General features: G+C 44.3%; 14 protein-coding genes. 3 read left to right on the forward strand and 11 right to left on the reverse strand.

Features of this window, described 5'->3' with window-relative positions:
- The first annotated feature begins 92 nt into the window (after window positions 1-92).
- Together BLR82_RS16760 and BLR82_RS16765 are read left to right on the forward strand one after the other, a co-directional pair.
- Window positions 93-1010: a DMT family transporter gene (locus tag BLR82_RS16760; protein ID WP_074600602.1), complete on the forward strand. Its 918-nt coding sequence runs from the start codon at window positions 93-95 to the stop codon at window positions 1008-1010.
- A gap of 408 nt (window positions 1011-1418) precedes the next feature.
- Window positions 1419-2276 carry a DegV family protein gene (locus BLR82_RS16765; RefSeq protein WP_074600603.1) on the forward strand — a complete coding sequence of 286 codons (858 nt, stop codon included), beginning with the start codon at window positions 1419-1421 and terminating at the stop codon, window positions 2274-2276.
- A gap of 139 nt (window positions 2277-2415) precedes the next feature.
- Here BLR82_RS16765 and BLR82_RS16770 read toward each other — a convergent pair whose 3' ends face one another.
- The 7 genes from BLR82_RS16770 to BLR82_RS16795 form a co-directional block, all read right to left on the reverse strand.
- Window positions 2416-3894: an MFS transporter gene (locus BLR82_RS16770; protein WP_245693858.1), complete on the reverse strand. Its 1479-nt coding sequence runs from the start codon at window positions 3892-3894 to the stop codon at window positions 2416-2418.
- Window positions 3875-4597 (reverse strand): alpha/beta hydrolase, encoded by a 723-nt coding sequence (locus tag BLR82_RS16775; protein ID WP_074600605.1) that lies wholly within the window; start codon window positions 4595-4597, stop codon window positions 3875-3877. Before BLR82_RS16775 ends, BLR82_RS16770 begins: the two co-directional genes overlap by 20 nt.
- A 231-nt stretch (window positions 4598-4828) precedes the next feature.
- Window positions 4829-5203, reverse strand: a complete 375-nt coding sequence (locus BLR82_RS16780) for a YppG family protein (protein WP_074600606.1) — start codon at window positions 5201-5203, stop codon at window positions 4829-4831.
- A 148-nt stretch (window positions 5204-5351) separates the two neighbouring features.
- Entirely contained in the window at window positions 5352-5639 is a 288-nt protein-coding gene (locus tag BLR82_RS16785) for a glutaredoxin family protein (RefSeq protein ID WP_074600607.1), read from the reverse strand.
- A 328-nt stretch (window positions 5640-5967) separates the two neighbouring features.
- Entirely contained in the window at window positions 5968-7794 is a 1827-nt protein-coding gene (gene abc-f, locus BLR82_RS16790; RefSeq protein ID WP_074600608.1) for a ribosomal protection-like ABC-F family protein, read from the reverse strand.
- Between the two features lie 343 nt (window positions 7795-8137).
- Window positions 8138-8248, reverse strand: a complete 111-nt coding sequence (locus tag BLR82_RS21515) for an RAxF-45 family protein (protein WP_281242228.1) — start codon at window positions 8246-8248, stop codon at window positions 8138-8140.
- A gap of 56 nt (window positions 8249-8304) precedes the next feature.
- Window positions 8305-8778: a MarR family winged helix-turn-helix transcriptional regulator gene (locus BLR82_RS16795; protein ID WP_074600609.1), complete on the reverse strand. Its 474-nt coding sequence runs from the start codon at window positions 8776-8778 to the stop codon at window positions 8305-8307.
- A gap of 137 nt (window positions 8779-8915) precedes the next feature.
- On the opposite strand from BLR82_RS16795, the gene BLR82_RS16800 reads away from it, so the two are divergent.
- The gene (locus BLR82_RS16800) at window positions 8916-9533 is read left to right on the forward strand and encodes a class I SAM-dependent methyltransferase (RefSeq protein ID WP_074600610.1); all 618 of its coding nucleotides are present in this window, start codon (window positions 8916-8918) and stop codon (window positions 9531-9533) included.
- 71 nt (window positions 9534-9604) lie between these two features.
- Here BLR82_RS16800 and BLR82_RS16805 read toward each other — a convergent pair whose 3' ends face one another.
- The 4 genes from BLR82_RS16805 to BLR82_RS16820 form a co-directional block, all read right to left on the reverse strand.
- On the reverse strand, window positions 9605-10081 hold the full coding sequence (locus BLR82_RS16805) for an SRPBCC domain-containing protein (RefSeq protein WP_074600611.1): 477 nt from the start codon (window positions 10079-10081) through the stop codon (window positions 9605-9607).
- Window positions 10082-10111: 30 nt separating this feature from the next.
- Window positions 10112-10291 (reverse strand): PspC domain-containing protein, encoded by a 180-nt coding sequence (locus BLR82_RS16810; RefSeq protein ID WP_074600612.1) that lies wholly within the window; start codon window positions 10289-10291, stop codon window positions 10112-10114.
- Between the two features lie 383 nt (window positions 10292-10674).
- Window positions 10675-11106: a cupredoxin domain-containing protein gene (locus tag BLR82_RS16815; RefSeq protein WP_074600613.1), complete on the reverse strand. Its 432-nt coding sequence runs from the start codon at window positions 11104-11106 to the stop codon at window positions 10675-10677.
- 69 nt (window positions 11107-11175) lie between these two features.
- Window positions 11176-12081: a YegS/Rv2252/BmrU family lipid kinase gene (locus BLR82_RS16820; RefSeq protein ID WP_245693860.1), complete on the reverse strand. Its 906-nt coding sequence runs from the start codon at window positions 12079-12081 to the stop codon at window positions 11176-11178.
- Window positions 12082-12147: the final 66 nt, after the last annotated feature.

Genomic DNA, 12147 nt, shown 5'->3' on the forward strand with positions numbered 1-12147 from the left:
ACTCTATGTCTTAATTCTACCTGTATTAAAAATGATTTTCAAATAAATGAGTGTTAGAATGTTAAAAAACATTGAGGATAAGGAGAAACGCCATGACCAAACCATCGGTACATCCATCGATCGCCATCAGTATTGGAGTGATTGCTGTTTCGACTGCAGCCGTGCTTGTTAAGCTGGCCGAAACCGCCCCCGCCTCCATCATTGCAAACTATCGGCTGTTGCTGGCTGTCTTCATCATGTCTCCTTATGTACTTCTCAGGCATCGCAGGGACTTGGCGACTATTTCCAGAAAAGATTGGCTGCTGGCAGCACTTGCAGGGATATTTCTCGCCTTTCATTTTATTTTTTGGTTTGAGTCGTTAAATTATACATCGGTCGCCAGCTCGGTCGTTTTGGTCACGTTACAGCCCATTTTTGCATTTCTCGGTACTTTCCTGTTTTTTCAGGAAAGGTTTTCGCCGGGAGCGCTGATAAGTATGGCTATTGCTGTGACAGGAAGCGTCATCATCAGTTGGGGTGACTTTCAAGTAAGCGGGATGGCTTTGTTCGGTGACTTTCTCGCTCTGGTTGGCGCTGTCATGGTGACTGGGTACTTACTGTTGGGACAGAATACCCGCAAAAGGATTGCCTTGATGCCTTACACCTTTGTCGTGTACGGAATAAGCGCCATCACCTTGATCATCTATAATTTGATTTTACAACACCCATTTACCGGATACCCCGCCAACGATTGGCTTGTCTTTATAGCCTTGGCCATCATCCCGACTTTTTTTGGCCATACCCTGTTTAATTGGGCTATCAAATGGGTAAGTACAGCAGTAATTTCGATGAGCATTATTTTCGAACCCGTCGGTGCTTCGGTGTTAGCCTACCTCATCCTGGACGAGCAAATTACCTGGTCGCAGTGGCTCGGAGGAACGATTATCCTCTTCGGTTTGTTTCTGTTTATCGTCAGTACCTCTGGCAGGAAATCCAGACTTACATTGTCCCGCACAAGCAAACGGGGATAAACATCGTCCTTATGGCTCGAGCCGAATGAACATAGGTATATCTATACAGAATGCACACATTCAGCGTGAGAAATACACGGAGACACTTTGAAAAAACAGTCGATACCCTTATAGGACGGGATGCTGCCGAAAACATTCCTTGGGACTGCAGTCGTCCAACCGAAAACATCTGTGCAGCGGGAGTGATGGCCGCGGCAATAAACCTCCAATTGATTTACTCATACGGCTTAATAAGCCATCCGTGAAAAGCACATTGTATTCCCACAATGGAGATATAGCACTGATTCGATAGGAATAATACCAATCACCCGATATGGAAATGTGGCTATCGTAATAGGTATTATACACCTATATTGCATGCTATAATAAAAACAACTAATTCTGACTAATGTATTTAAAGGAGATGCCATGAGAATTCAATTAATGACAGACGGAAGTGCAGACCTATCTAAGCAAATGGAAGAGGAATTGCAAGTGAAGGTGGTTCCGCTTTACCTGAATTTTGGAGAAAAGCAATATCGGACCGGGATAGACCTCGACATACCTGCCTTCAATGAAATGATGAGGACAGCAGAGGAGCTTCCGCGTTCTGCTGCACCGAATCCAAATGATTTTTACAATGCTTACAAAGAAGTCGATCCGGATACACCGATTATTATGCTTTCCCTGACGAAAGGCGTAAGTAGCACGTACGAGAATGCCGAAGTGGGGAAGGAAATGCTTCTCCAGGAAGAGCCTGAGCGAAAAATTGAAGTAATCAATACAAAAACTGCATCGTCCGGCCTTATTTTGTTGCTGCATGAAGCAGCCAAGAAGATGGATGAAGGTTATTCCTACGAACAGCTCGTGCAACACTTGCATATCAAAGTGGAGCAGACTACTACCCTTTTCGTTCTGAAAACAATCGATAACCTCATAAAGGGCGGAAGATTGGACCGTGTGAAAGGAACGATTGCCAAAACACTGAACATTAAATTGCTGATGAAAGCAAGCGAGGAAGAAGGAATCATCGAAGTCAGTGAAAAAGTGCGCGGTGATAAAAAATCGGTCCGCCGGTTTATCGAACAAATCGGGGAGTACACCCGAAACTTCGAAGACAAGCTTATAGCCATGACCCATTGCAATGCGGAAGAGCGAGCCAAGAAAGTATTGGAGGATGTGAAGAAAAAGTATCCATTCAAAGATACCATTCTAACGGAAATGGGACCGCTCATCTCGACTTATGCCGGAGAAGGCGGGCTGGTCATTGCCTTTTTCAAAGATTGAAGTTTTAAATAAACGTTTGATCAACCAATTGTCCTCTCCCATGACATCGCACATAATAAGAAAAATGCCTGGAACACAATCTCTGTTCCAGGCATTTTTTACAGTTTGCAATAGAAACATATAAGATCCTAACCGTTTGTCAATTTTTTTGATAAACCGGCTGAGGAGCAAACAGACTCAATGTTCCTGCAGTAATTGGAAGCAGCAGCATGACCAGCAAAATTTCCTGATAGCCGCCAAACAAGTCATAAAACAAGCCAAACGGCAGTGGACCGAAGGCAGATGAAATAACCATACATGTTTGGGCCAGTCCTTTTATGCTGCCAAGATGTTCTCGGCCGAAGTAATTTGGCCAGACAATGTTGAGGGTGATTCGTTCAAACCCATTGACTACTCCCCACACCACTCCAAAAGCTATCGCCATGGCGGCAGATTCAGTAAACAACAATACAATCAGCGATATAATATGGCCGAGAAACGTGACTGCCAAGATATAGTGGACGGAAATCCGGTCAACCAGGTATCCGACGATAAAGCTGACCGGGAAACCGAATATCGCCATTAACGATAACACTAGCGCGGCTGTTTCCGCGGACAACCCTTTGCCGTCCGCAATGGAAACAATATGAAAAGTTATACCGGTATTTACCAACGCTGGCACACTGACAGCAAACAGGATAAACCAGAAAGCCCGGGTCCTCATCGCTTCTTTCAGCGTCCAGCTGACCTCATTTTCATCGACATTCGGATTGATCGGTTGTTTTCCATTAAATCCTTGTTTGGCTCGAAATCGTTTAAATAAATAGGCAGACGGACCGGCAACAATTAGGAGTACACCCAAAAAAATCACCGCGATCTGCCAGCTATAGCTGACACCTATCCAGATGCTGACAATCAGAGAAAGGGCTGCGAGGATAACCCAGAACAACTTCGTCCTCGCAGCATCTTTCAAGCTCCATCTGTTTTGCCCATTTCCCTGCTTCACCTGTCCATCTGGTTGTTCACCAATGTCCTTTGGCTGATTTCGCACGAAAAGGATCGCTAATGGAACAAAAACAATAAGCAGCATGATACCCCAAAACGTCCATGTCCACCTCCAGCCAATCTCGTCGACCAACCAGGTGTTGATTGGGGGAAACAAAGCAGGACCTGCGAAACCGCCGATGGTCATCAGGCTCAGCGCCCTTCCCCTTTTTGCCCGGAACCACTGCGGAACAAGAGTGTTAGGGAGAAGAGTCATCGAACCTTGTCCGAATAAACGGAGCATGAAAATACCGAGAAACATCATAACCGCCCCAGTCAGAAGAGCATTCCAAAAGCAGGCAATGGCCAGCATGCTCGCCACCACAGCCATAATCACCCGTTGCCCGAAACGGTCGACCAGCCTCCCGACCAAGAACAGTGAAAACCCGGCAGCCAACGTGGCCGTTGAATAAATTCCTGATACAAAAGAACGTGAATAATCGAAATCTGCAATATAGTAATCAATGAAAATAGAAATAGAATACGTTTGGCCAGGCCCGGAAAAAAACACACTTAACCCGGCGATAAACACAATGATCCACCCATAAAAGAAGGGTGGATGAACCAACACGTGATTATTGGATAATGACTTCACCTTTATCTAAAACCCCTTTTTTGCTAGTTAAAAATGAATACACATTCCGGATCAATTCTTCTTTTTCTTCCCCCAGGCATATATGATGTTTCGATTGATCATACAAGATGAGTTCTGTTTCCGCTGCTATCTCTTTGTCCAAATAATGTAAGGTCTTATATGGAACCATGCTATCCTGACGTCCTTGGGCAATCAGCACCGGGCATTCGATCCTCCGGAGATACGGACGGGTGAACCGGACGCATTTTTGAAATTCCCGCATGGAAGTGAAGGGTACGGACCCAAATTTCTCTTTATAGTTGCTGTAAAGTGGATCTTGTTTAAGCTGGCCCTTGACCCCTTTTAACATAAAGCGTACCATTTCAATGCCCATTTGTTTAAAATTTAAGTATTTTCCTGCGGGTGACAGCAATGCCAGTTTGGTCGCCTGGTATTTGGCTGCCAGATAACTTGCAATCATCCCGCCCATTGAAAAGCCAATGACATAGACACTGTCACATTTATTAACTAACTCTTCCATTTCTTCCTCTGCAGCCGATACCCATTGCTCGAAAGGAACGCCTTTCAATGCCAGCGTATTTCCATGGCCGGGGAGACAGGGCACTACCACCTGCCAGTCGGTATTTTCCTTTAGACGCTCTGCCAATGGTTCTACTTCATAAGGACCGCCCGTATATCCGTGAATACATAAACAGCCGATCATGTTGCATCTCCTTTGCTATATCAATTTTATGCGAACTGCCCCCTATAAATCAAAACATTGCACCAGGGACTACTTATTTATACCCCTCTTCCTGCCTGCTAATCCAAAAAGGAAATCCGATGAGGCGAAAAGCGAGCTGCTGTACTCATCTTTTATTGCTGAAAAACCTTTCCCCCTCCGAATCTGTCTTCAGGATAAAAAACCCCTTGCCGGAACAATGGCAAAGGGACTTCACTTTATTCCTTTTATAAAAGAACCGAAACCTTTAAACAACGGTGCAACCTGCTGGAATGTAGTTGCCATCTGCCCAACCGTATTCAGCATTTTGTCGATGTCCATCTGACCATTTTTGTCTTGGAAATAGTGGATGAACCCGCCTCCAGGCGCTTGGCCGAACGGTCCTCCGGGTGAAGAAGGATTTTGCTGAGGCCATGGAGAAGGGTGCGGTGGTTTCATAAATTGATTGTAAGGCGGACCGGCTGGAGGAATCCCGGCATTTTGGGTTGGCTTCATAAACGGATGCAGCTGGCTTGGTTGACCAGGCTGCTGATAGGCTCCGTATGGCTGGTAACCATAGTCTGGATATGGCGCTCTCCACTGATTCATATGAACACCCCTTCTTGCCTTTTACAATACCCTATGCTTCTATCATGAAAAAGGTTAAGCAAAAGAGCGAACCCTCCGTTAAAATCGGGTTACCCCCTGTCCACTTTAAAGGGTTAAGCCGCACAAAAACAGCAGGAACATCACGTTCCTACTGTTTTTTAAAAAAGGGCTGTTTTTCTTGGAATACACTTCGGCCACCTTTCACCATCAAAGCATCCCGCAGTCTCTGCTTCTGAAACCCTAAAATCTTATAGTCATTTATAAATACGGCTGGTGTTCCGTAAATGTCATGACTCTGCATCTCCTGAGTATAAGCTTTGTGCCTGGAAATATTTTTCTCTGTATATTCGATTCCCCAGCGGTCAAGCTGTGCTGTCAGTTCGTGGCATTGTGAACAATTGTCACTGACATAAACGACGACATTCTGCTCTGTCATGGATGTACCTCCTGGGCTATTATTTCTAGTCACTTGGCCTTTTACCGTTACCTACTAAAACTTATCTATACCCATATACCCGCCGATACTGTGCTAAAACCTAAATATTTAATTTTCGTGACAAATATTACGAATCAATGACAGGGCCATGCATGGCTTCAACCACTTATCATGCTAAAAGAGGAAAAAATTCTGCGATACGCCTAACTATTCCATGCCCCGCTAAGCCAACATTCATGAGTGCTGCCAATATCTTCCCCTGTAAAAAAAGCAGTCAAACATCATTTTAGCTAAGAACTTTATGCCCATTCTCATTTAAATATATAATTCATTCCAACCATGCTGCATAGCAGGCTTCTATTTTTTCTTCGATCTGTTGTTTCTCCTTTTTAAATTGACCATCCGATAGGTCCGCACGCTGGGTTAGCGCCGCAAGCTTTTCCTCCAGCTCCAAAATCAATCCTTCATAATCAACCGTCTTCCTGCTGATAGGCGTATTTTGATTAGATGGTGTGGTTTCCTTCCTGGCTGTTGATTCTTTCCATTGCTTCCATTTATAGTTTGTCTCTTGATAAGTCCCCGGCATCCGGTCCAGTTTGCCATCAACTAAATAGGCCGTTTCCGGGAAACATTTATTCAAAAAGTAGCGGTCGTGAGATATACAAAGCACTGTCCCCTTGAACTTAGCCAGAGCTTCCTCCAGCACTTCCTGCGATTCCATATCCAAATGATTGGTTGGTTCATCTAAAAACAAAACATTAACCCCTCTGTGCATAAAAACAGCAAGCTTCAGCCGCATTCTTTCCCCGCCGCTCAGCTGTCCCAGCCTCTTGAAGACAGAAAATCCATAGAACATGAAGTTAGCCAGCAAGCCGCGGGCTTGACCCTCGGAAACCGAAACTTCTTCCCGGAACTTGTCAATCAGGCGTTTTTCCTCCTCTGCTTCTTCGATTGGCTGCTGGGAAAGATAGCCGATTTGCAGCTGTGTTCCAGCTGCGATCCTACCTCTGTCAGGAGTTAACTCCCCAAGAAGAATTTTCATTAAAGTAGACTTCCCGCTTCCATTGTCGCCGACGATTGCCAAGCGATCCTGGTACCGTAAATGCAAATCCAGATCCCTCAAAATAGTTCTCCCTGAAAACTGTTTGAATATCGCTTCCGCTTTGATGACGTCTTTTCCGGATCGATGGTCAGCTTGCAACGTCAATTTCATTTTATCCGGGTCGATTTCGGGCCGTTCGATTATTTCCATTCGCTCCAAAGCTCTTTCCATGTTCCTTGCCCGTTTATGCAATCCTTCATTTGGCGGATTTGCCTGGTTGGCCCACTGCTTCAGGCGCTTAATCGTTTCCTTCATCTTTTTGATTTTTCGCTGTTGTTCCTGGAAGGCGGCAAACTCACTAAGCAATTTCGCCTCCTTTTGTCGGACGTATTGCGAATAATTCCCTTTGTAATAATCGGCTTCTCCATTTTCCAGCTCAATGATTTTCTCTATACTATGATCTAAAAAATTCCGATCATGCGAAACTACACATACCGCTCCCTGATAATTGGCAATGTACTGCTCCAGCCACTCGATTGCAGCCAAATCCAAATGATTGGTTGGCTCATCCAACAAAAGCAAATCGGGGTTTTGCAACAGTATTCTTGCCAGCCCTGCTTTGGTTTTTTCTCCGCCACTCAGCGAGGAGAAGGGCAGATTGATCAAGTGGCCGATACCTAAACCATTGGCGACCTTTTCCAGTTGGGCATCCATCTCATAACCGCCGGCTGCGGTAAATGCTTCCTGGACTTTTCCGTATTCCGTCAGTACCTGTTCTAGATTCCCGCCCTCCTGCATTTTTGTTTCTAGGTTCTCCATCTTTTGCTTGATTGCAAGAAGCTCCTCCAGCCCGGACAAGAGAAAGCTCTTCACCGTCCCGGACAAATACTGCGGTACTTGTTTCAGATAGCCGATTTTTGTTCCTTTTTTAATGAACAAGTCTCCTTCTTCAAACGATTCTTGTTTGACAATCAGTTTGAATATCGTTGTTTTACCAGAACCGTTTCTTCCCACCAATCCTACTTTTTCTCCTGGCTTTATTTCCACGTTTAGTTTTTCAAAGAGGATACTGCCTCCGATTATTTTCTTTATATCCTTTAATGTGACTAACATATTCATGCTCCTCTATTAAGTGATCATAAAAAAGACCGGGGGTATCTTTCACCCCCGGCCAATACGTTCCGAAAATTCTATATCCTGCTCCGCTCCGCATCGAAAACAGTCTCCAGCTGTTAACAGCCACCAGATGTACATTCCAGTCTAAGGCCCCGCCGATTGTAAAAACCGACGGACCTTTCTGAAAAGCAGCTAAGCCCTGTTTCTCTTATCCTATTGCAGAGGGTGGAAATCCTCCGCTATACTCTTTTTACAGGATAAAAAAATCCACACGTAATGTGTGGATCTCGCTGCGGCAAGCTTGTTTAGTTGGGTGTAAGATCCTACACAGATTCATTATTCAGTTGCTAAAAAAGGACATACGTATCCCGTTAGCAGCTAAATCATGAATAATCGCACGGTACATATACAGGTTGCTTTTATACGACGCGTGCGTTTCTGTGTATGGCATCTTTTCCCCTCCTTTTCCGGCAAATTTTCCTTGCTCTTTCTATTGTACTAAATTTTCTAACTCTTATCCAGCTTTAATTGTTCGGCATACAGCCCTAATTTTTTCAAGAGCTCGATGGCTTCCTGCTTTTCCTGCTTGGATAATCCGCCAGTAATCTTTTCAATTTGCGCCCAATGATCAGGGAAGATATGGTGCAAAAGCTCTCTTCCTCTGTCCGTGATGGCAGCATAAGTTATCCGCCTGTCTTCTATGGATGGCTTCCTTTCCAGGTAGCCCTTCTTTTCCAGTTTGTCGACAACATACGTAATGCTGCCGCTGGCCAACAGGATTTTATCTCCGATTTTTTGAAGGGTGTGGTCCCCCTGATGATAGAGAAGTTCCAATACACCAAATTCTGTCGGATTTAATCCTTTCTTTCGTATATCGACCTCGACCTGGTCGGCAATGGAACGGTATGCTTTCGACAGTACAACGAATAGTTTTAAAGACGGGTCTTGCTTTTTTTCTGTATATGATTGATTTACATCCATTCCGCTCATCCTTTTATCTCAAATTAAAAATAGTATAGTAGAAGCTCGAATTTCATGTCAACTTGGTCCTCCGTATTAAACAAGGCCTTCCATTTATGTCATAATAAAAGAAGAATGAAAAGAAAGCGGTGGACACATTGGTCTTAGATATAGGAGAACGAGTAATACCTGAATATATGAAGCCTACAAACAAGCTGTTGCTGGAGCATATCGCAAGGTATCAATTTGCTCTGCCTTATATAAGCGGAAGAGTGCTTGATCTTTCCTGCGGAGCCGGATATGGAACCCATATGATCGCCAAAGAAAAGAAAAATCTGATTGAAGAAGTAGTCGGGATCGATATTGATCCGGAAATTATCGAATATGCCAAAGGCGCCTACTATCACCCGCAGTCTTCCTTTCAACTGGCAGATGCTACAGATGAAACGCTTGTAAATAAACTAGGGCATTTTGATACGATTGTCAGCTTCGAAACATTGGAACACATTGCTGAAGAAGAAAAATTGTTGAATAACTACTATCGATTACTGAAGCCGGGTGGCACGCTGTTGGTCTCCACACCCTTCGGCAAAGGACGCGGGGTACCATGCGGATCTCCCTTTCACGTCCACCAGCTAAAGCCGGAGGAATTTCAGGCATTGTTTAACCAATATCAGAAAACAACCTTTTTTTATCAAAAGGGGGTGCTGATCGTTCCGGCGGAAGAGACGAAGGACTATCCGCTCGGGATTGCTGTCTGTAAAAAGGCGGACTGATCTCAGCCGGATTTGCAAGGAAATGGATGGAAAGTGACGACTTATCCATCCATCGGCCTTCCAAAGCCCACTCAATTGAATTTTTCTTTATAGATTTCCCTTAGCTCCTCTGAATTGTCTTTCCATTCCACTGTCTCCCCATGGACTAATTGACTAAGTACATCTAAACACCGATGCCACCCTGCTGCGATATACATCGCCATTTCCGCCTCGTCAAAAGTATGAACAAAGACCATCTTACTCCCACTGCGTGCTGTCTCTTCTTGAAATGATAGTTCGATCACATCTTCCATTTCACGAAAAGCAAAAGAACGAGGGTAATCCAGTTCTGTTATTAACGCCTCATATTCCGCCCCTTCTCCATCGTCAAAATGAATTTTCCCACCCAGGCGAAGATCCATCCTCCCAGTTGCAAAAGGGTACCATTGAACAAAATTAGCTGGTTCTGTCACAGCATCGAAAACGTTTTTAGGTTTGTTTGCAAAATGGCGCTTAAACGTCAGCGTATATCTTCCATTCCTTTCATCCAGTTTTCCATATGAATCCATTTCTTTCACCTCGCTTTTTACCTGGATATTTTACAGACGATTCTCGCTCAAGGACCAAGCTAGCAATAGATAAACCCAGACCGACGTGGAAGCTGTGAAAAAGAAAAGGAGCCTGACAATGAAAGAGGAGATGCCAAAGAATTCCGCTATTCCTCCGCAGACACCATATAGGACTTTATCATTCGCAGCTTTTGCCAACTTTTTCGTCATCTACGCCTCCCCATATCTTACTTTTCCATCTCAAATTCTTCTTCACATGCACCTTTTCAGGTGTTCAGCCAATTATTCCCCGTTTCCTTCCAATTCAAGTTTATACTACCACAATATGAAAAAGGATGGGGTTCCCCTTCTTTAATCTTTCGCCCTCTTCGCAGAAAAGTACAGTCTGGAATGATTCTCTCGTCGTAGCGGTCCACCACATAGAGGATAAGATATAACCTCGAAAGGGCCGTTGCTGGAAGTATCAGCAATGCATCAAATTTTTAGATAGTAAAAAAAGAAAAAACGTACGAGTTCGAATGCGTTAAGATTCGAATCATCGTACGTTTTTTTGCTTAGGCCGGGTTATTTTTTCCCAGCCGCGTTTTGGTTTATTATTTAACCACTAAGGTAGATTTCATACTGGAATGTCCTTCACCGCATGGAACACTGCAATAAATTTCGTACTCTCCCGGTTCCTCCGGAGTGAAGCTGGCAGTGCCGTCCCCTTCAATATTCACATCGAATTTATCGATGGCCAGTCCGTGGGTTCCTTCCTCACTGGTCAGGTTGATGGTTACCTCTTCACCACTTTGTACAGTGTATTCTTCCTGGTCGAACTTAAAGTTTGTTGCAGATACGTTAAGCGTATTATCGGAGGAGCCTTCTTCCGCCATTCCTCCATCACCTGTGGTTGTTTCTTCTGTTGTATTTTCATCGCTCTCCTGCTTTGTTTCACCCGACTCATCGTCACTACTGCTTCCACAAGCGGCAAGCAAGAGTACAAGCATTCCCAATATTGCAACCATTAATAATTTTTTCCTCATGATGTATCCTCCTTCAAAGTATGTTCTAATGGTCTATTTCTCATAAAAGAGGATGTTAAACATAATCCTTCAAAGATTAAATATCATATTAACGTGTGCGGGCAACACTCGAATAGATGCCGGGACGTTGTCGACAATTTCACCATCCATATCGATTTGTCGTTCTTCCTGTCCCTTTACTTCGATTTCCGCCTGGCTTACTTGCAGATGGGAAAGCTCTGTCAACGCTTCTGTGTCCACATCCTCCTGGTTCATCATCATCAGCTCCCGAAACATGGCAAGACTCGAGTTTTTGACAATAAGGACATCGAGTTTTCCGTCCTGCGGAGTGATTGTCCAGACTGGAATTTCCTGTGTTCCGATATACTTCCCGTTTAAAACGACAATCAACACTGCCTCGCCTTCTATCTCCTCTCCATCCGCCTTGATCCGATAACCAAAAGAATCTGCCTGATTAATGGTCCGCAATGCGCTTAAAAAGTAACTCAATACGCCTAAACGACGTTTTTGTTCCTTGTCAATGTTTATGGAGGTTTCGGTGACAAGCCCGATTCCCCAAAAATTGAGAAAATAGCGGGAATCAGATTGACCGATATCAACAGCTCTGGTTTGTCCATTCACAATTGCTTCTGCAGCTTGTCGCATGTTTTGCGGCATCCCGAGCATTCTGCTGAAATCATTGCAGGTACCGCCAGGTAAAACCGCCACTGCAGGCCGCTTTTCTAAACCGGCGATGGCATTGATGCATTCATGGATCGTCCCATCTCCTCCTAAAATAATGATGACATCTACTTCAGATGCATACTCTTTACACGTTTCATGAAGCTCTTCCAAGCTTGTCGTTTGAATGACATGCAGGCTGCTGATTGCTTTTGCCAGAACCGGCAGAACCTGCTGCAGATTCTGTCCGGCTTCTTCTTTTTTGTTTCCATTGTATAAAAATAACCCTGATTCAAAACGGTTCACGTTTGACACTCGCTTTCTTTACTCTTTTCTCGAGCACTTTATAAATAGCGACTAGAATTGCCCTTAAAAATACCC

This window comes from Sediminibacillus halophilus, from assembly GCF_900103695.1.
In the GTDB taxonomy this organism is placed as follows: Bacteria; Bacillota; Bacilli; order Bacillales; family Amphibacillaceae; genus Sediminibacillus; species Sediminibacillus halophilus.